This window comes from Frondihabitans sp. Leaf304, from assembly GCF_001423105.1.
Taxonomy (GTDB): domain Bacteria; phylum Actinomycetota; class Actinomycetes; order Actinomycetales; family Microbacteriaceae; genus Frondihabitans.
Window position 1 is genome coordinate 232,846 of the sequence record NZ_LMNV01000005.1, and the last position, 20,018, is coordinate 252,863.

Here is a 20,018-nt window from a genome sequence, read left to right on the forward strand (position 1 = left end):
CAGCCTCGAGCCGGATGGCGGGATGCGGCTACCGGTCGCTCACGTGCCGCGAAGCCGCGTAATGCGCTCGCGAATCCGCGTGTCGAGGTCGTCGAACTCGTCGAGGATGTCCATCGCAGCGTAGGCGCGACCACGGATTCGTTCGGTCACGGCCTGGACAACGTCGTGCTCCTTGAGCGTCTCGACTGCGCGGTAGACGTTTCTCTCCGGAACACCTGTCGCCTGGGCGAGCTGCTCGACGGTGAAGACCGGTAGGGCGAGGAGCGCAGGCAGGATCGTATTTATTGCACTGTCCGCGCGGGGCGAGACTCGCGCGCGCCAGGCTTCCTCGTACGCGGCGAAGGCGCGGGCGGTGCCCCGAGCCTCTCGGGCGGCGGTTTCGACGCTGAGGGCGAGGTCCGAGATGATCGGCAGGGCGTCGCCCGAGCGGTACGCCGTGAGCAGCGCGAAGTAGTGCGCGGTGTCGGCGGCGAGAGCGCTGGCAACCGGGAGGACTGTGTGGGGGGTTACACCACGCCGGCGGAGGATCGCACCGATCAGGGCTCGGCCGATGCGGCCGTTGCCGTCAGTGAAGGGATGGATGCTCTCGAACTGTGCGTGCGCCAATGCGGCCTGCGTAATCGGCTCGATATCGTTCCGGTTCGAGAACACGATGAGGTCGTCGAGCAAGCCGGGGACGGCCTCCGGCGGTGGCGGGACATAAAGCGCATTCCGTGGGGAGTACTGAGAGCCGCCGATCCAGTTCTGCACGTCGCGCACCTGACCGGCGTAGCGCCCCTCGGAGGCACCGGCGTCATGGTGCATGAGCGCCTGGTGTGCGGCCAGGATTTCGTCGAGCGAGATCGTCTCGGTGGAGGCTTGGATGAGTGCCGTGATCGATTCGCCAGCTGCGACCATCGACGTTGCCGAGGTGTTCTCCTTGATGCCGCCGATCGCCCGTGCGAACGCGACGGGTGTCGCTTCGACGTGCTCGATTCGGCTGGAGGCGACGGATTCCATGCGGATCAGGAATCCGGCCAAGGGGCTGAGCAGGCCGTCGGCGACCCGTTCGAGGTCGCGTGCTTCCCACCGCGCCCTGGCGAGGTCGCGCCCTGATGCGCTCGGCGGCGTGAGGTCGGCGATCTCGGGCGGCAAAGACACCGTGACTGAGCTGAGCGTGCGGTCATCGCGTGGACCGCGTCGGCCAGTACTCGTCCATGGCACTGTGTGGGCTGTGTGCTTTGGCCACGCGGACATTCCAACTCCTTCGTGTCAATAACTTTGCCAATAATGTCACTTATTCGCGATAAGTGTCAATAACGTATAAGTTGCCGCCACTTTCTTCTCGGCTCAACTCTCGACGGTCGGTCGATGGCAGCGAGACGGCAGCGATGCAAGGATCCGCGGCACGTCTCACGGACTGACCCTCCGGGCGGAGTCGGCCTGCGTCGGCTGAACTGCGCTGGCGACGCTTCTGAGTTTTACTTGATTTTCGGTGACGAGTCCCCCACTATGGGGACACGCGCAGTGCTTACCCGAGCACCGCGCGTGAGATCACAACCCGAATTCCGCGATACCCGATCGCGCCGTCCACCATGCTTACCCGGCAGCTCTCTTTGGTGTGCGCTCGCCCGGCTATGGCGCTCAGCTGAAGGCTCCCGAAAGCCATGCCCGCACCCTTTTCTGCGCCCGATTTCTCTGCGCCCGCTTCCACTGCACCGTCGACTTCGCCCGAGTCGTCTTTGCGACCCCGCCCGCGTGCTCGCACGAGAAAACGCCTTCACGTCGCCGGTGCGGCGCTCGGCATCGCCGCCTTGGCCGCCTCGGCGCTCCCGCTGCAGAGCGCCTTCGGTGCGACCGACACGACCGCCCCCTCGGCGCCGAGCAGCCTGGCGACCTCCTACTTCGGTGGCGTCGGAGCCGTCGTGACCTGGGGCAAGGTCTCGGCCTCCGACCTCGCCACCTACCGCGTCTACCGGTCGACGTCGACGAGTGTGACCACTTCGTCGACGCTCGTGGCCTCGACCACGGCCGTCAAGGTGACCGACCCGGCGGCGACCGGCGGCACCTCGTACTTCTACGCCGTCGCGGCGGTCGACAAGACCGGCAACGTCTCGAAGCTCTCGAGCGTGAAGAGCATCGTCGCCAAAGACACGACCAAGCCCGATGCGCCCGCGAGCGTGAAGTCCTCCGTCTCGGCTGGTGGCGTCTCCCTCGACTGGGCCGACAACGACGAGCCCGACCTCAAGGGCTATTCGGTGTCACGTGCCGCATCGTCGAGCGGCACCTACACGCTGCTCACTTCGAGCCCGCTGTCGACGTCGCAGTTCACCGACTCCCAGGCTCCCTCGGGCACGAAGTCGTATTACCGGATCACCGCCGTCGACCTCACCGGGAACGTGTCGAGTGCGACGAGCGCGACGGCCACCCGCCCGGCGGGTGCGCCGGTCGCGCCGGCATCGCCGACGGGCTTCTCGGTGAAGCTCGGCTCGGGCAACGTGCCCGCCCTGTCGTGGACCGCCTCGACCGGTGCGACCGGCTATGTGCTGTCGCGGGGAACGAGTGCCGGCGGATCCTTCTCTCGGATCAACGCGGCGTCGCCCACCGCCACGAGCTTCTCGGATGCCGGCGCCCCGGCCGGCGCCACCTCGTACTACACGCTGACCGCGACCAACGCCGTCGGCTCGAGCTCCGTCGTCACCGCGAGCATCGTCGTTCCCGGCGACACGACGCCCCCGAAGGCGCCGTCGAGCCCCAAGGTCGTCGTGCTCGCCACGGGCGGAGTGACCGTCACCTGGAAGGCCAACACCGAGGCCGACCTGGCCGGCTACCTCGTCACCAAGCGCAACGGCGACGAGGTCTACGTGCCGTACCTGCCGACCGGTAGCGCCAAGGCCCTGGTCGCGACGACCTTCACCGACGTCTCGGTGACGGAGGGGGAGACCGACTACTACCGGATCCGCGCGGTCGACACCTCGGGCAACACCTCCTCGTATCTCGCTGTGACGGCCAACAACCCGAACGTGGCTCCCGGAGCGCCGTCGTCGTTCAAGGTGACCCAGGACGCCACGGCCGGTCTCGACCTCGCCTGGACTGCGCCGAAGGACCTCGACGTCGCCGGCTACTCGGTCTCGCGCAGCACCGCCTCGTCGGGCACCTACGTGCTCCTCTCCACCGTCTCGACCGCCGACGCGGGCGTCTCGCCGCGCTTCGTCGACTCGAGCGCCCCCAAGGGCGTGACCGTCTACTACCGGATCACCGCGCGCGACACGGTCGGCAACGTCTCGAAGGCGAGCAGCACCGTCTCGGGCACCTCACTCACCACCCCCATCCCGATCCCGCTCGTGCAGACGGTCCTGACCGTCGGCCCCCAGGGGCTCTTTCCGACCATCACGGCGGCGCTTGACTCCATCCCGAAATCATCGCTGGCGAACTACCGCGTCGACATCGCGCCCGGCACCTACGACGAGTCGTTCGAGATCGCGCAGTCGAACGTGACCCTGCACGGACTGGGCGCCAAGCCCGGTGACGTCGTCATCCGTTCGGCCCGCGCCTCCGGCAGCTCCGACCCCGACGAGCCCGAGTCGACCCTCGGCACCGCGGGCAGCGCCGTCGTCTTCGTGACCGGCTCCAACATCACCCTCGACCACCTCACCGTCGCGAACACCTTCGACGAGGCCGCGAACCCGCAGATCACCAGCGCGCAGGCCGTCGCCCTCCGCGTCGAGGGTGACCGGTTCGTCGCCGACACCGTTCGTCTGCTCGGCAACCAGGACACCCTTCTGGCCGACACCCCGAAGCCGACCACAAGGATCCGCCAGTACTACGTCGACAGCTACCTCGAGGGCGACGTCGACTACCTCTTCGGTGCCGGTACCGCTGTCTTCCAGCGCGACACCTTCAAGTCGCTCGACCGCGGCAAGGCGAACAACGGCTACTTGACCGCTGCCAGCACCGACAAGGGCAGCAAGTACGGCTTCTTGATCACCGACAGCAAGGTCGTCAGCAACGCCGCCGCCGGCACCATCAACCTCGGCCGCCCGTGGCACCCGAGCGCCGACCCCTCGGCCCTCGCCTCCGTCGTGGTGATGAACACCTGGCTGCCCGCCGCCGTCGACACCGCCGCCCCCTGGGACGACATGGCGTCGACCAACTCCGCTGGCGTCAAGGTCAACTTCACGTGGCAGAGCGCCCGCTTCGCCGAGTTCGGCAACACCGGCCCCGGCGCCACCGTCAACGCGAACCGCCCGCAGCTCACCGCCAAAGACGCGGCCAACGCCACCCCGGAGAAGTACCTCGCCGGCAAAGACGGCTGGAACCCCGTCACCGCGGCGCCCACGGCCGTCCCGACCACCCCGACCGACCTCGTCGCCGCCCCCGATTCGCGGGTAGTCCACCTCACCTGGAGCGACGACACCTCGGCCGCAGTCACCGGATGGAACGTGCTGCGCGCCGACGAAACCGGTGCCTTCTCGAAGATCGCCTCGGTCGACTCCCCGACCTTCAGCGACACGACGGTCGTCAACGGCGCCACCTACCGCTACGTCGTCGTGGCTACCTCGCGCACCGGCGTCTCGTCGCTGCCGTCCGCGGCGGTGACCGCGGTCGTCGCCGCCGCGCCCCTCGTGACCGACATCACCGTCGATCCCGCGGGCACCTCGGACGGGGCCACGCACTTCACCACTCTTGCCGACGCACTCGCCGCAGCCCCGGCGGGAACAGCGACCGACCCGACCGTCATCTCGCTCGCCGCGGGCCGCTACGCCGAGTACGACACGATCCAGAAGCCGTACACGATCGTGGTCGGCGCAACGGGTCGCGCCTCCGACGTCGTCATCACGGGCAACCGCGCCGCGGGCACCCCGACCGGTACCTCGACGAACGGCGTCGCCGACACCTACGGCACCTCGGGCAGCGCCACCCTCGTGATCACCGGCAACAACGTGCAGCTCCGCAGCCTCACGGTCGAGAACTCCTACGTCGAGGGCACCTATGCGAACGGCCAGGCCGTCGCGCTCCGCACCACCGGCGACCGCCTCACTTACGACAACGTGCGTCTGCTCGGCAACCAAGACACCTGGTACGCCAATAGCCCGTCGTCGGCCACCCCGGCCCGCTCGTACTTCCACGGCGGCTACGTCGAGGGTGACGTCGACTTCATCTTCGGCCGCGGCACCGTCGTCATCGACGACTCCACGCTGAAGGCGCTCGACCACGGCACCTCGCCGAACGGGGCGGTCACCGCGGCCAGCACCGACCTGTCGCAGAAGTTCGGGATCCTGATCACGGGCAGCCGCATCATCGGCAGCGCCCCCGACGGCTCTCAGAACCTCGGTCGCCCGTGGCAGCCCGGCAAGGCCCAGGCCGACGGCACCTCCGTCGCCGACACCAACGCCGTGGCACAGGTCGTCGTGCGCGACACCTGGCTCGGACCGGTCGTGAGCTCCACCCAGACCTGGACCAACATGGTCAACAGCGGCATCACCACGCAGTGGCAGAGCGCGCGATTCGGCGAGTACGCCAACTCGGGCCCAGGATCCGGCGTTTCCGCCACCAGGCCCCAGCTCTCTGACGCGCAGGCGTCCGGCTACACCTCCGCCACCTATCTCGCCGGCTCCGACGGCTGGAACCCGGTCGTCGACCCCGCCGCCGACATCGCTCCGGCGAGCGTCACCGGTCTCGTTGCGACCCCCGCCGAGAAGCAGGTCGGCCTGTCGTGGAACGACTCGGTCGAGGCCGACGTCACCGCGTACCGGGTCTACCGCTCGGCCGGCTCCGACGATGTCGAGGTCGATGCAGCCCACCTGGTCGCCGAGGTCGCCAAGCCGACCTTCGTCGATAAGGGACTGACCAACGGCACCGACTACCACTACCTCGTCGTGGCCGTCGATCGCGCCGGCCTCGTGTCGGACGGGGCGAAAGCCTCGGCCACCCCCGCCGTCACGCCTCTCGTCGCCGACCTCACGGTCGCCGCCGACGGGTCGGGCGACTACACGACCCTGCAGCAGGCGCTGACCGCGATCACTGCGGGAACGGCGACCAAGCCGAAGGTGATCCTGGTCGAGCCGGGCACCTACCGCGGCGTCGTCTCGTCGGCCAAGGCCAACGTGATCATCGCCGGCACCACCGGAAACGCCCGCGACGTCGTGCTGACCTTCGACAACGCCAACGGCACGGCAAGTTCCTCCTCCACCTGCCCCGCCGTCACGGCTGCGACCTGCGGCACCGCGGGCAGCGCCACGGTCACCCTCAGCGGTGCCGGTGTGCAGGTGCGCGATCTCACCATCCGCAACTCGTTCGACAGCGCCTCGCACCCCGAGATCGGCAACTTCAACACGCAGGCCGTCGCCCTCCGCGCCACCGGCGACCGCCAGGTGTACAGCAACGTGCGACTCCTGGGCGTGCAGGACACCCTGAACGCCGACGCCAACGGCAACATCTCGGCCGACGGCTCGGGCTACCCGCGCCAGTACTACGTCAACAGCTTCATCGAGGGCAACGTCGACTTCATCTTCGGTCGCGCGACGGCGGTCTTCGACCGGACGACGATCCACGCCACCGCCCACAACGGCGGCACCATCTTCGCGCCGAGCACCGCGAGCAAGTCGCACGGCTACCTCGTTGTCGAAAGTCGCATCGCGAGCGACAACGACGGCTCGTTCGCCCTCGGCCGCCCGTGGCGCTCCTGGAGCGACGGGGTCTACGCCGACAACTCGCGCGGCGAGACGACGATCAAGAACACCTGGATGTCGGCCGGCATCTCGACCGCGCAGCCCTGGGTCGACTTCGCGCCGAACGTCTGGACCGACGGCCGCTTCGCCGAATCGGGCACGACCGGACCGGGCGCGACCACGAACGCGAACCGGCCCCAGCTGACCGTCGCCCAGGCGGCGCAGGCCACGCCCGCGATCTACCTGGCCGGCACCGACGGCTGGAACCCCGTCGTCGACCCCGCCACCGCTGCCGCGCCGTCCGCCCCCGTCGGCGTCACGGCCGGTGCCGGGAGCTCGCAGGCCGTGCTCGCCTGGCAGGAGAGCACCGAGGCCGACGTCGTCGGCTACCGGGTCTACCGCGAGGGTGACCTCGTCGGCACCACGACCACGGCCGGTTACACGGCCACCGGCCTGACGAACGGGCAGTCGTACGACTTCCGGGTCTCGGCCATCGACTCGGCGGGCAACGAATCCGCCCTCTCCACCGTGGCGACCGTGACCCCGAGCCTCCGTATCGACGCCACCGTCGAGGCCGGCACCCGGTATCCGACGCTCCAGTCCGCGGTCGACGCGGCGACCGGCACCGCCCCCTGGGTGATCAAGGTCCAGCCCGGCACCTACACCGGCACGACCACGATCGCGCGCTCGAACGTCACGATCATCGGCGCTGGCGCAGGATCCTCGGACGTCACGCTGACGAACTCGACCGCGACGCCGACCGTCGGTATCACCGGATCGAACGTCACCGTCTCGAACGTCGGCATCGCGAACACCTCCGGCGTCAGCAACGGCCCGGCGGTCTCCATGACCGGCGACAAGGTGCTGCTCACCGGCGTCGCTCTCAGTGCCACCGACCGGGCCGTGTGGGCCGACGTTCCGACCGCCGGGGCGACCAGCCGCCAGCTGATCGAGTCGTCGACCATCCAGGGCGCGACCAACATCGTCCTCGGTCGTGCCACGCTCGTCATCCACGCCACGACGATCACCCCGACCCGCACCTCCGGCACCGTCTTCATCCCGTCGACGACAGCCGCGGGCGGCAACGGGATCCTGGTCATCGGCGGGGCGATCACCCCGGCCACCGGAGTGAGCGACGTCCGCCTCGGCGGGCCGTACGCGCAGGGCACGACGACCTCGGCGAACGCCCCGCAGGCCATCGTGCGCGACACCGCCCTCGGTGCCGGAATCAAGTCGGCGCCGTGGCAGGACTTCAACGGGTACGCCTGGCTCAACGCGCGCTTCGCCGAGTACGTCAACACCGGAGCTGGCTCCACGGTCACCGCGTCGCGCCCGCAGCTGTCTCCCGCGGAGTCGACGACCGTCACGGTCGCGAACTGGCTCGGCGCGCCGACCTGGTACCCGGAGGTCGCCGACCCGGCCACCCCGGCCGACGTTACGGCTCCGGCCCCGGTCTCGGCGCTCGCGGCCAGCACGGGTGACCGGTCGGCGACGCTGACCTGGACGGCTCCCGGGGACAGCGACCTCGGCGGGTACAACGTCTACCGGTCCACCGGGGCGAGTGTGACGCCGTCGCAGGCGACGCTCGTCGGATCCTTGGGTCTCGTCGGCAGCTTCACCGACACCGGGCTCGTCAACGGCACCGCCTACACCTACGCCGTGGTGGCCAAAGACGCCTCGGGCAACCGTGCCTCCGCAGTCACGGTCTCGGCGACTCCTGCCGACACCGCGCCGCCTGCGGCCCCGGTCGGTGTCGCGGGTGCCGCGGCCGACTCGAAGGCGATCCTCTCGTGGACTCCGAACACCGAGTCCGACCTCGCCGGTTACAACGTCTACCGCGATGGCACGAAGGTGAATGACAGCCTCCTCACCGGTGCGACGCGCACCGACCAGGGCCTGACGAACGGAACCGAGTACTCGTACCGGGTGACCGCGGTCGACGTCTTCGGCAACGAGTCGGCTCTCTCGGCAGCCGTGACGGTGACGCCCGCCCCGGGCGACAGCATCGCCCCCGCGGTTCCGTCGAAGGTGCAGACCCTGCTCGGCAAAGGTTCCGTCACCGTGAGCTGGGCCGCCGACTCCGACGACGACCTCGCCGGATACGACGTCTACCGCGTCGCGGGCACCGGGGCTGCGACGCTCGCGGGTTCCACCGGCGCCTCGACGACCAAGTTCGTCGACTCGACCGTCGTCATCGGCACCGCCTACACGTATTCGGTGGTCGCCCGAGACGCCTCCGGCAACGTCTCACTGGCGTCGTCCGGTGCCACGGCGACGCCGATCAAGGTCGACTACGTGGTCGCGGCCGACGGTTCGGGCGACGCGACCTCGATCCAGGCGATCCTCGGCCAGGTCGACGCGTCGGGTGCACTCGTGGCTGCCAGCCCGGGCCTCCTGGCCAACAACGCTGACTACTCCGCGCAGGGCTTCCGCACGATCCTGGTGCAGCCCGGCACGTACACCGGCCCGATCGTGAGTGGTAACCGCTACGGCGTGAACATCGTCGGCGCCACCGGGGATCCTTCGGACGTCGTCATCACCGCCCCCGGCGGAACCGTCGCCGCGATGACCATCTCGGGCAACCAGTGGACGCTGCGGGCGGTGACGCTGAAGAGCGTCGCCACCACGGCCGGCGCGCAGGCCACCGCGGTGCAGGTGAAGTCGGGCGACAAGCAGGTCTTCGACAATGTGCGACTGCTCGGTGACAAGCAGACGGTTCTGGCGTCGACGGCGAACGCGGCGACATTCAGCCGCATCTCCATCACCTCGTCGTACATCGAGGGCGGGTCCGACCTGATCCTCGGACGGGCCGTCACCGTGGTGAGCCGCAGCACCATCCACGTGCTCGACCGGCCCGGCGCGACCCTCACCGACTCGTCGGTGGGCGCTGCCTCGCCGTTCGGCTTCCTGATCGCCGACAGTCGGATCCTGACCGACGGTGCCGCGAACACGGTCTACCTCGGTCGCCCGTATTCGACTCAGGGCCAGGCCCAGGTCGTCGTGCGCAACACCGAGCTCGGAGCCGGCATCGTCCAGGCCAAGCCCTGGAACGACTGGGACGCCGTCACCACGTGGAAGGCGGGTCGGTTCTCGGAGTACCAGAACACGGGCGCCGGCGCGACGATCGTCGACCCGGCCACGCGACCTCAGCTGACCGACTCCGCGGCGACGGGCTTCACCGCTTCGAGCTACCTGGCCGGCACCGACGGCTGGAACCCGACCGCCCGATGAGCGCCTCGATCCTGCCCCGCCGTCTGGCCGCGGTGACCCTCGCGGTCGCCGTGGCCGGGAGCCTCGCCTTCCTTGCCGCTCCGGCGGCCCATGCCGACACTCTGCCCGCGCCCGTTCCGGGCATCTCGGACACCTGCTCTTCTCTCGTCGTGAAGCCGAAGGGCTTCGTCGACAAGGGCGAGGTGCGGGTGGTCGTCGACGGAGAGATCCAGACCGACGGGTCGACCCAGCGCGACTCGTCGGGTGATGACTGGCGCGTGTTCAAGGGCAGCTTTCCGGGCGTCTACGACTTCGACCCGACCGTCGCACACCGCTACTCGGTCGATCTCAACTCGTTCGGCGCGGATTCAGCTGGGCGCGACTTCACACCGGGCTCAGGATCCGACGCGACCGTCTCGGGCACGACCACCCCGTGCTCGCCGGTCTCCCTCCGGGTGGCCACCACGAACTGCACCAACCCGGACCGCAGTGCGCAGCAGGGTCTCGATCTCAGCGTCGGGTCGCTCCGCCGCAGCACCACGTATCTGATCGAGGTGCTCACTGGGGGAGAGGTCGTCAAGCACTTCCAGTTCCGTACCCAGCCGGAGATCACGAAGCACTTCTCCGGACTGACCGCGGGAGTCGACTACGTCGTGCGGGTCACCGACCAGTCGGACGACGGGCTCTCGACCGTTGAGAGCGTCACGCTGCCCGGATGCGCCGCGCCGGTGAGCCTCGAGACCACCATCTCGGAGTGCACCGCGGTCGGCGGCTCGAGGTCGATCACGGCCGACATTGCCTCGCTCGTAACCGGTCGAGGCTACGACGTCGCTCTCACCAGGTCTGGTTCGGGCAGCGGTCAGCCCATCGTGTCGCTCGTCGGCGACGACCTCGACCACCGCGTCGAGTTCGCGGGCCTTGCGGTGGGCGCCTATCGCGTCGAGGTGAGCGACGACGCGGCTCCGCGCACGACGCGCAGCGCCGAGCTGCAGGTCGCGTCGTGTGCCGACGACCCCGCGCAGCCCGGTTCGCCCGCGTCTCCGGTGACTCCCGGGTCTCCTGTCACGCCGGGGTCTCCTGTCACTCCGGGGTCTCCGGTTTCGTCTTCGCCGGCGCCCGGTGCAAGTGGGACGTCCGGGTCCGCCGGATCCGATGGATCCTCCAGCTCATCCGGATCGAGCGGGACGACCTCGGCGGCAGCCCAGGCGCGGCAGCCGGGCGGCACCACCTCGACGGGCTGGGCCAACCGAGCCTCTCACTCCGTTCGTTCGCACGTCGCCGTCAGCGTCGACGGCACCCCCGTCGCGATTGCCGCACCCGGTAGCGCTTCGGCACCGGCCGCGGGTGCGCCGACCGCGGTGCTGGCCGCTCCCTCCGATTCGGCGCGGTCCGCGCTCCTGCCGATCGTCGCCGGTGTCGGCGGCGGCCTCGCCCTTCTCGGCGTCGGCGTCGGTGCGTGGCTGCTGTGGCGGCGGCGCCTGCTGGGCCGCGTGCTCTAGCGGCGCGCCCTCGCGGCGAGGGAGGTCGCGTGAATCGGCCGACCTCGCGCGCCGCGGCGCTGTGACATCGGCCGATTCCCGTCAGGTCACCGGCGAGCCGTCTAGGGCAAGATGATCGTCATGTCGACTCCCACTCGAAGCGATCGCCGGCGGCAGGCGACGGTCGCTATCAGCGCCGTGATCGCGATCGTCGGTTCGTTCGTCGGGTCGGGCGTGCTCTTCGGCACTCCCATCGCCGAGGCCGCAGGTGGCGCGCTCGCCGCCGACGCCACGCTGGTTGCTCCCGGCACGGGTGCGTTTCAGATCTGGGGTCTGATCTACCTCGGCCTCGTCGCCTACGCGGTCTGGCAGTTCTTGCCAGCGCAGGCGACCGCGGAGAGGCACCGCCGACTCGGCTACCCGATCGCGTGGTCGCTCGTGCTGAACGCGGCCTGGATCCTGAGCATCCAGTTCGATCAGCTGTGGCTGAGTGTGCCCGTCATCGCGGCACTGCTCGTCGCGCTCGTCATCTCCTTCCGCATCACCGCGACGACGAAGTCCGCGAGCGTTGTCGACGCGGTCGTCACCGACGGAACAGTCGGGCTCTACCTCGGCTGGGTGTCGGTGGCGACGGCGGCCAACGTCACCGCTCTCCTCGTTGCGGAAGGCTTCGAGGGCTTCGGCATCTCGCCCGATCTCTGGGCGGTCGTGATCGTCGCGGTCGCCGGCCTGGTGGGCCTCGCCGTGGCCACCCTCGGCCGCGGGCGCATCGCCCCGGCCCTGTCGCTCGGGTGGGGGCTCGCGTGGATCGCCCAGGCGCGGCTGTCCGGCTCGCCCGAGTCGACACCCACCGCGGTGGCCGCGATCGTCGCTGTCGTCGTCATCGTGGGCGCGACAGTCGTCGTCCGGCTGCGATCGGCGCGAGGAGCGGCGAGCACGACGCGAGCGTAGCGACAAGGATCCGCGGAACGCCTTCAAGGGTTACCGTTGAGGCGTGAACACCATCGGATCGGCGAAGCCCAGCGGGCGTCGGGAGGTCGTCGGCGGCATTCTCGCCGGCGGCAGGTAGCCCCGACCCTTCCTTCTCCGGCGTTCCCACCGCCGGCTTCCGATTTCTTTGCGCCCTCGCGCGCCTTCTTCTGACTGGTGTTCAACCGTGCTTCCTCTGACCGAAAAAACCATCCGCTCCTCGTTCTCGAACGCCTCCCGCAAAGAGGTCTCCGACCTGACGCTGCCGCCCTCGTTCGGCGAAATCGAGTGGGACGCCCTCGACTTCCTGGGCTGGCGCGACCCCAAGATGCCGCGCCGGGCCTACGCCGTGATCCCGTCCGTCGGCGACGGAGTCACCGCGATCCCGTCCGGCGGCGGCGGAGTCACCGCGATCCTCCTGCGGCAGGGCGACGTGGCGCCGACCGCTCGCGCCCAGTGCGCCTGGTGCCAGGACGTCACGCTGCCGAGCCCGGTCGTGTTCTACAGCGCCAAGCGCTCCGGCGCTTTGGGTCGCAACGGCAACACGCTCGGCACCCTCGTCTGCGCCGACTTCGAGTGCTCCACCAATGCCCGGCGCCGTCCGCCCCAGGCATACCTCGGCTTCGACGCCGACGCCGCCCGTGACGAGCAGGTCGTGCGGCTGCGGTCGCGGGTGGCTGCGTTCGCCGCGTCGGTGTAGGTGCGGTTAGCCGACAGTCAGCATGGCTAACCGTTTCACGCATCGCGCACCGAATAAACGGTGAGTGATGCGTGAAACGGTTAGTGACGCGCAGCACAGTGAACGACACCCGCGGCCTAGGCTGAGCCGGTGAGCACCCGACCCGCACCCGACGCCGAAGCGCGCGCCGAGAGCCTTAAGGAGCGCATCTACGTCACCTTCACGAGCCTCGCCGTGGTGCTTACGCTCCAATCGCACGCCTCCGAGACCACTCCGGGTCAGGCGGCGATCACGCTGCTCATTGCTGTTGTCGGCACCCTGCTCGCCGTCTTCGTGGCCGATCTGCTGAGCCACCTGACCGTGCATGCCAAGCTGCCGACCGCGCCGGAGCTCCGGCACATGATCGGGGTGAGCATCGGCTCCATCGGCGTCGTCGTGCTGCCGATGGTGTTTCTGCTGCTCGCGCAGCTCGACGTGTGGTCGATCGAGGCTGCGATCCAGGCGGCGGTCGTGGTGCTCATCGCGACGCTGGCCTTCGTTGGATTCCTCGCCGTCCGTCGGATCACCCTGCCGTTCTGGCAGAAGGCCGTCGTGCTGCTCGCCGAAGTCGTGCTCGGCCTCGCGGTGATCGGGCTCGAACTGCTCGCGCACGGCTGACGGCGGCCCCTTCGCCTGGGCGAGGCCCGTGCGAGGCCCCGCGAGAGGTCGGCGGGTGTTCTGAGGAGTCGGCGGGTGCTCCAGCACCCGCCGACACCTAACTACACCCGCCGACTCCGAGCGGAGCCGAGCGGAACCCAGCGGAGCGCGGGGCCAAGCGGAGCGCCCGGCACAGAGCGCGAGCGGCACCGACCTCAGCGGCGGTGGGCCGGATCCTGCCGTTCTACCTCGGCGATGATCCCGGGCAGCACCCGGCGCATATAGGGGCCCCAGAGCAGCGACACGATGCCGCGAAGCACGAGCCCGGCGCGTGGCCTCGCGAAGAACGTGTAGGTCCAGTCGATTCGTGTGCCGCCGGGCACCTCGCTGTACTCCCACTCGGCGCGGGCGCTCGACACGAGCACCCCGAAGAGCTTCTGGAAGTCGCTGAGCTCGTACACGAAACGGCCGGGTCGATCGACGAGAACGGTGTGCTCGACGACGCTTCCGCCGTCGGACAGCATCAGCTGGCGGGTCTGCCCCGGGGCGTCCCACGCACCGGTCTGATCGCGCACTTCGACGACGGCGGGCAGCAGGCCGGAGCGGGGGTAGAAGCCGACGGGGGTCAGGGGCGTGCTGACGTCCCACGTGGCCTCGAGACCCGAGCGGGCCACACCGTGGGCGGAGGCGGTCGACGACGACGTTGTGCTCATGACAGGGGTTCGGAGCCGACACCCGACCCGGGTTGGCCCGCACTCATGGTGGGATCAGGCAGGTCGGGCACACTCGTGGCATGGCTCATCACCTCGTCCGACCCAAGCGCGGCACCGTCATCGCGGGTGTCTGCGCGGCCATCGCCGACCGCTTCCACTGGAGCCGCTTCGTCGTGCGGCTGCTGTTCGTCGTGTCGATCATCCTGCCCGGGCCGCAGTTCCTGCTCTACCTGGCGCTCTGGATCCTGATCCCCAAGCAGAAGTAGGCGTGCCCCACGGCCGAGCGGCGGCGCTGATCGCGGGTTTGATCGTGCTCGGCGTGGCCGGTTCGACGGTGCTTCAGGATCCAGGCCCGTCGCGAGCGGGGTCACCGCCCGTTGCCGCCGCCGCGCCCTCCACCTCCTCGGGCACGGCGTTGCCTGAGCAAACCGTCCCCGGCCTCGACGTCAGCGCCTACCAGCACGGCGTCAGCTTCAGAAAGGTCTATGCCCGGGGCGCACGGTTCGTCTACATTAAGGCGACCGAGGGCGACACCTACACGAGTGCGCGTCTCGCCAACCAGTACACGACCGCGAAGGCAGCGGGTCTCATTCGTGGGGCCTATCACTTCGCGAAACCGAACACCTCGACCGCGGTGAAGCAGGCCGAGTACTTCGTGGCGTCGCTCGGCGAGCTCGGCGGTGGCCGCGTCGACGGCGGCTGGACGCTGCCGCCGCTTCTCGACCTCGAGTTCAATCCCTACGCCGCGTCAGACGGCACGAACTCCTGCTGGGGCCTGACACCGAAGCAGATGCAGCGCTGGGTGTCGGCCTATCTCGACACCGTGACGGGGCTCACCGGGCGCGTGCCGGCCATCTACACGAACGCGAACTGGTGGAAGACCTGCACCGGAGGATCGACCGACTTCACGTCGTACCCGCTGTTCCTCGCCCGCTACGTCGACGATGTCGGCGGCGGATCGATCGACCTCCCGAACGGCTGGCCGGGCTGGACCATCTGGCAGTACACGAGCACGGGGTCGCGCTACAAGGGCATCACGAACCGCACCAAGGGTGACGTCGCGGCGTCCGATGAAAACCTCTTCGCCGGGTCCTTCGACGACCTCGTGGCGCTCGCCGAATCGCAGTTCGAAGCCCTCCCCGAACTACAGACCGATCGGATCACCCCCGCATCTGGGGACTAGCCTCGGGGGTGACGCACGGGTGATAGTCAAGAGTCACCTGTGTCAGCGCCTCACCCGCAAGCCGATCGGAACCACCGTGCCCTCTCTGCCGCATTCGCTTGCCCTCCCGTTCTTCCGGGGGCGCTTCGCCGGCCTTGGCGCTCGGCTGACGCTGCCCCGCCCGGATGACGCCCCCTGGGCGCACGCACCGGGAGTCGATCCCGACCGCATTCTGATCTTCGGCAACGGCGAGGCCGTGGGCTGGGGTGTGCGGAGTCACGACCTGGCGCTGCCGGGTCATCTCGCACGCAGCGTGAGCATGCGCACCGGGCGTGGCACCGACGTCGATGTCGTGGCCGACCCGACAATGACCATCACCTCCGCGGCGGCCGCGTTGCCTCTCGGCCGTCTCGGCGCCTACGACGCGATCGTCGTGGTGCTCGGGCTGAGTGATGCCCTGCGCATGACGTCGGTTGCGCGCTACCGCGAGTCGCTGGCGGCCGTGCTCGCCCGGGCGATTGCGCACCGCCATGACGGTGCCGAGATCGTCGTGCTCGAGATCGATCGACCCTCGACGCTGAGCCTCTTCGACATCACACCGGGCAGCATCCTCGACGAGCACGCCGATCGACTCAACGCGGAGGCCGCCGACCTCTGCGACGAGTTGCCGGGAGTACGTTTCGTCGCCCTTCCCCATGGGCAGGCATCGGACGCCCATGCAGCACCCACGAAGTCTTCCGACGTCTATCGCGCCGTGGCCGACATGCTCGCGGCGCGCCTCCGGGCACCCCTCGACGAGCAGTTCGCGGCGGGGCGAGAGATCTGCCCGCTCCGTGATTCACCCCAGACCGAGTCCGAGCGGCTCGGCGTCATCTACGACCTCGGGATCCTCGACTCGCAGCGCGAGCGACGGTTCGACGACATCGTCGAGCGGGCGCGGATCCTTCTGGCTGCGACCGGCGCGGCCTTTTCGATCGTGGGGCCCGATCGCGTGTGGAACAAGGCGATCGCCGGTGCCTACGCCAGCGAGATTCCGCTGCGCGGAGCGATGTGCGCCGAGACCATCAAGGGGTCGGGGCCGTTCATCGTGCCCGACCTCTGGGCCGACGACCGGTTCGTCACACACCCCGCCGCGCGGTTCTACGCCGGCTACCCGATCGAGGGGCCCGGCGGAATCCGGATCGGTGCGCTCTGCGTGATCGACTCGCGGCCGCGTCCGGCCGACAGTGTCGACCTCGTTCTGCTTCGCGAACTCGCTCTCGCGGTGCAACGCGAAGTCGCCCTCGGCACTGTGCCCGCCGTCACCGCCTGAGCGGGACGACGGGCGCAAGGCGCCAGGGCAGCGCCGGATTACGGCGTGGGCATACCGCCGTTGACGTGCAGCGTCTCGCCGATCACGTAGCTCGACTCGCCCGACGCCAGGAAGACGTAGGCGGGAGCGAGCTCGGCCGGCTGACCCCAGCGACCGAGCGGCGTCTCGTCGCCGACCTCGGGCAGGGCATCGGCGGGCTGGCCGCCGGCGGGCTGCAGCGGGGTCCAGATCGGGCCGGGAGCGACCGCGTTGACCCGGATGCCCTTGGGGGCGAGCTGCTGCGAGAGGGCCTTGGAGAAGGTGTTGATCGCGGCCTTCGTCGACGCGTAGTCGACCAAGAACTCGGCCGGGCTGTACGCCTGGATCGAGGTCGTGTTGATGATGCTCGAGCCGGGCGTGAGGTGGGGGAGCGCCGCCTTCGTGATCCAGAACATGGCGTAGACGTTCGTCTTGAACGTGTCGTCGAAGTTCTTGGTGGTGAGCTCGAGGAGGTCTTCGACATGCTGCTGCTTGCCTGCGTTGTTCACGAGGATGTCCAGGCCGCCGAGACCGTCGACCGCCGTCTTCACGAGCTGCTCGCAGAAGGCTTCGTCTTTGATGTCACCGGGGATGGCCACAGCCTTGCGCCCGGCCTTCTCGATGAGGGCGACGATGTTGTCGGCGTCCTCCTGCTCTTCGGGGAGGTAGCTGATCGCGACGTCCGCGCCCTCGCGGGCGTACGCGATGGCGACAGCCGCGCCGATGCCGGAGTCGCCGCCGGTGATGAGCGCCTTGCGCCCCTCGAGGCGGCCGCTGCCGCGGTAGGTCTCTTCGCCGTGGTCGGCGGGGATCGCGAGATCCTCGTCTTTGCCGGCGCCCTCGAGATACTGCTCGGGCGGGGTCATCTCGTACTTCTTGCTGGGATCTTCGAATGCGTACTGATCGGGAGCCATGGAGTGCCTTTCGCTGTCGCGGGAGATACCGGAGCACGGGTATCCGGGCCCGACGGTAGTCCGGTGAGCGAAGCGGGGTACAGGGGGTTCGGCCGTGCCGGTCGCGCGCTCCTTCGCGGTCGTGCCTGGCCGTGCGCGACGCTCGTAGGCTGACCGCATGGAGTCGACCAGCGCAGCCCAGTTCGACGCGAGCGCGGCATTCGATGTGCCGGGCCTCGAACGGGTGCGCGTCGACGTCTGGGCTCTCGGCCAGCCGATGCCGGGCGAGCATCTGCCGGCGTCGCTCCTCTATCTCCTCCGCGACTCGTCGGGCGGATTCCACGTGATCGACCCCGGCACCGACGGCGACGACAACTGGAGCCGCCTCGTCGACGCGCTGGCCTCCCTCGACGCCCGACCCGACGCGATCCGTTCCGTGACGGTCACGCACCTGCACGCCGACCATCTCGGAATGGCGACGAGGATCCAGCACGCCTCCGGCGCCACGCTCGCCCTGCACCATGCTGAGGCGGCGGCCCTGCAGACCCTGGCCGAGCACCCGCCGACCCGCGAGGGCACCGCTCAGCAGGCGCGCGAGTGGGGAGTCCCCGTCGAACGCTCGGCCGAGCTCGTCAACGTCGCCGACGCCATGCCGCCCGTGATCGTCCCCGCGATCGACCTGCTGCTCTCCGACGGCGACCGCCTCGACGTGCCCGGCTTCGCGCTCGACGTCGTGCACACACCCGGCCACACGCCCGGTCACCTGTGTCTGCGCGACACCGGCCGAGGCCTCCTCTTCAGCGGCGATCACCTGCTGCCGACCGTGTTCAGCGGCCTCGGTCTCGGCGGAGCGTCGACGACCAATCCGCTCGCCGACTACCTGCAGGCGCTGGAGCGCATCTCGCGACCGGAAGATGTAGAGGTGCTGCCGGGGCACGGCTTCCGGTTCACAGGGGTGGCCGAGCGGGCGGCGGAGACGGCAGAGCATCACCTCCGGCGGACGGCGGAGGTGCGGGCTACGGTGGCCGCGGATCCTTCGCTCTCGATCTGGGAGATCGCCTCAAAGCTCACCTGGACTGCGGGTTTCGACAATCTCACCGGGTTTCAGTTGTGGTCGGCGCTGTCGCAGACCGCGCTGCACCGTGAATACGTCGGCGGGCGACGGTAGTTGCCTGTTGTCGGGCCTAAACTCGGCGGAATGGACCTCTTTACACCCGCCGTCTTCGGCGACCTCCGACTCGACAACCGAGTCACTATGGCGCCGCTTACGCGCCTCCGCTCCAGCGAGAGCGGCGTTCCCGGCGACCTCGTCGTCGAGTACTACGCGCAGCGCGCCTCGTTCGGCATGATCGTCAGCGAGGGCGTCTGGCCCGTACAAGAGGGCAAGGCCTACCCGGGCCAGCCCGGCATCGAGACCGACGAGCAGGTCGAGGCCTGGCAGGTCGTCACCAGCGCCGTCCACGCCCGCGGCGGCACCATCGTGCTGCAGCTCATGCACGGCGGCCGCGTCTCGCACACCGACATCACCGGCACCGACCGCATTGTCGCCCCGTCGGCGATCGCGATCGAGGGCGAGACCCACACCGCCGAGGGCAAGGTCGCTTTCCCCGTGCCGCACGCCCTGACGATCGACGAGCTCGCCGACGTCAAGGAGCAGCTGGTGGTCGGAGCCCGCAACGCGATCCGCGCCGGCTTCGACGGCGTCGAGATCCACTCGGCCAACGGCTACCTGCTGCACGAGTTCCTGGCACCCGGCGGAAACGAGCGCGACGACCAGTACGGCGGCAGCCCGGAGAACCGCGCCCGCTTCGTCATCGAGGTCGTCAAGGCCGTCCGCGAGGCGATCGGTGCCGGCCGCACCGGCATCCGCATCTCGCCGGCGCACAACATCCAGGGCATCGCCGAGACCGATCCCGCCGACGTGCACGAGACCTACGGCATCCTGATCGACGCCCTCGCACCGCTCGACCTTGCCTACGTGAGCATTCTGCAGGCCGACCTCGAGGGTGCGCTCGTCACCGACCTGCACGAGCGGTTCGGCGGCGCGTTCGTCGTCAACTCCGGCTTCGGGCAGGTCACCACCCGCGCCGAGGCCACCGAGCTCATCGAGTCGGCCCACGCCGACGCCATCGCCATCGGCCGTCTCGCGATCGCGAACCCCGACCTGGTCGAGCGCTGGCAGGCCGAGGCCGACGAGAACGAGCCGAACCCCGGCACGTTCTACGGCCCGGGCGCCGAGGGCTACACGGACTACCCGAGCCTGCAGGTGCGAGCCGACGCGTAGAGCGTCGCCCGCGT

At 69.4% G+C, this 20,018-nt stretch carries 13 protein-coding genes; 10 read left to right on the forward strand and 3 right to left on the reverse strand.

Annotated features, from left to right (window positions below):
• Window positions 1-39 precede the first annotated feature (39 nt).
• Window positions 40-1,140: a Fic family protein gene (locus tag ASF54_RS14560; protein WP_162237145.1), complete on the reverse strand. Its 1,101-nt coding sequence runs from the start codon at window positions 1,138-1,140 to the stop codon at window positions 40-42.
• A 506-nt stretch (window positions 1,141-1,646) separates the two neighbouring features.
• On the opposite strand from ASF54_RS14560, the gene ASF54_RS14565 reads away from it, so the two are divergent.
• The 5 genes from ASF54_RS14565 to ASF54_RS14585 all read left to right on the forward strand — a co-directional run bounded on the left by ASF54_RS14565 (window position 1,647) and on the right by ASF54_RS14585 (window position 13,643).
• On the forward strand, window positions 1,647-9,881 hold the full coding sequence (locus tag ASF54_RS14565; protein WP_157510214.1) for a pectinesterase family protein: 8,235 nt from the start codon (window positions 1,647-1,649) through the stop codon (window positions 9,879-9,881).
• The gene (locus tag ASF54_RS14570; RefSeq protein ID WP_055964679.1) at window positions 9,878-11,359 is read left to right on the forward strand and encodes a hypothetical protein; all 1,482 of its coding nucleotides are present in this window, start codon (window positions 9,878-9,880) and stop codon (window positions 11,357-11,359) included. The genes ASF54_RS14565 and ASF54_RS14570 overlap by 4 nt, the downstream gene beginning before the upstream one ends.
• A 120-nt stretch (window positions 11,360-11,479) precedes the next feature.
• A complete protein-coding gene (locus tag ASF54_RS14575; RefSeq protein ID WP_055965422.1) occupies window positions 11,480-12,289 on the forward strand; it encodes a tryptophan-rich sensory protein in 810 nt (269 codons plus the stop codon).
• Between the two features lie 205 nt (window positions 12,290-12,494).
• Window positions 12,495-13,007, forward strand: coding sequence for an FBP domain-containing protein (locus ASF54_RS14580; protein ID WP_055964683.1), 513 nt, complete (start codon window positions 12,495-12,497; stop codon window positions 13,005-13,007).
• A gap of 129 nt (window positions 13,008-13,136) precedes the next feature.
• Window positions 13,137-13,643 carry a hypothetical protein gene (locus tag ASF54_RS14585; protein WP_055964686.1) on the forward strand — a complete coding sequence of 169 codons (507 nt, stop codon included), beginning with the start codon at window positions 13,137-13,139 and terminating at the stop codon, window positions 13,641-13,643.
• Window positions 13,644-13,837: 194 nt separating this feature from the next.
• On the opposite strand, the gene ASF54_RS14590 is transcribed toward ASF54_RS14585, so the two are convergent.
• Window positions 13,838-14,335, reverse strand: coding sequence for an SRPBCC family protein (locus ASF54_RS14590; protein ID WP_055964689.1), 498 nt, complete (start codon window positions 14,333-14,335; stop codon window positions 13,838-13,840).
• 80 nt (window positions 14,336-14,415) lie between these two features.
• Between ASF54_RS14590 and ASF54_RS16705 the strand changes: the two genes are divergently transcribed.
• The 3 genes from ASF54_RS16705 (at window position 14,416) to ASF54_RS14605 (ending at window position 16,809) form a co-directional block, all read left to right on the forward strand.
• Entirely contained in the window at window positions 14,416-14,601 is a 186-nt protein-coding gene (locus tag ASF54_RS16705; RefSeq protein WP_055964692.1) for a PspC domain-containing protein, read from the forward strand.
• 2 nt (window positions 14,602-14,603) lie between these two features.
• Entirely contained in the window at window positions 14,604-15,518 is a 915-nt protein-coding gene (locus ASF54_RS14600; protein ID WP_055964693.1) for a GH25 family lysozyme, read from the forward strand.
• A gap of 76 nt (window positions 15,519-15,594) precedes the next feature.
• A complete protein-coding gene (locus tag ASF54_RS14605) occupies window positions 15,595-16,809 on the forward strand; it encodes a GAF domain-containing protein (RefSeq protein ID WP_162237146.1) in 1,215 nt (404 codons plus the stop codon).
• Window positions 16,810-16,847: 38 nt separating this feature from the next.
• Here ASF54_RS14605 and ASF54_RS14610 read toward each other — a convergent pair whose 3' ends face one another.
• A complete protein-coding gene (locus ASF54_RS14610) occupies window positions 16,848-17,741 on the reverse strand; it encodes a glucose 1-dehydrogenase (RefSeq protein WP_055964699.1) in 894 nt (297 codons plus the stop codon).
• 157 nt (window positions 17,742-17,898) lie between these two features.
• Between ASF54_RS14610 and ASF54_RS14615 the strand changes: the two genes are divergently transcribed.
• Together ASF54_RS14615 and ASF54_RS14620 are read left to right on the forward strand one after the other, a co-directional pair.
• Window positions 17,899-18,888 (forward strand): MBL fold metallo-hydrolase, encoded by a 990-nt coding sequence (locus tag ASF54_RS14615; RefSeq protein ID WP_084816324.1) that lies wholly within the window; start codon window positions 17,899-17,901, stop codon window positions 18,886-18,888.
• A gap of 30 nt (window positions 18,889-18,918) precedes the next feature.
• Entirely contained in the window at window positions 18,919-20,004 is a 1,086-nt protein-coding gene (locus ASF54_RS14620; protein WP_055964702.1) for an alkene reductase, read from the forward strand.
• Window positions 20,005-20,018: the final 14 nt, after the last annotated feature.

Excerpts from the sequence above, each read along its gene's own strand:
- ASF54_RS14590 (WP_055964689.1), bottom strand. The coding sequence starts at position 14,335 with ATGAGCACAACGTCGTCGTCGACCGCCTCCGCCCACGGTGTGGCCCGC.
- ASF54_RS16705 (WP_055964692.1), top strand. The coding sequence starts at position 14,416 with ATGGCTCATCACCTCGTCCGACCCAAGCGCGGCACCGTCATCGCGGGT.
- ASF54_RS14615 (WP_084816324.1), top strand. The coding sequence starts at position 17,899 with ATGGAGTCGACCAGCGCAGCCCAGTTCGACGCGAGCGCGGCATTCGAT.
- ASF54_RS14610 (WP_055964699.1), bottom strand. The coding sequence starts at position 17,741 with ATGGCTCCCGATCAGTACGCATTCGAAGATCCCAGCAAGAAGTACGAG.
- ASF54_RS14565 (WP_157510214.1), top strand. The coding sequence starts at position 1,647 with ATGCCCGCACCCTTTTCTGCGCCCGATTTCTCTGCGCCCGCTTCCACT.
- ASF54_RS14570 (WP_055964679.1), top strand. The coding sequence starts at position 9,878 with ATGAGCGCCTCGATCCTGCCCCGCCGTCTGGCCGCGGTGACCCTCGCG.
- ASF54_RS14620 (WP_055964702.1), top strand. The coding sequence starts at position 18,919 with ATGGACCTCTTTACACCCGCCGTCTTCGGCGACCTCCGACTCGACAAC.
- ASF54_RS14575 (WP_055965422.1), top strand. The coding sequence starts at position 11,480 with ATGTCGACTCCCACTCGAAGCGATCGCCGGCGGCAGGCGACGGTCGCT.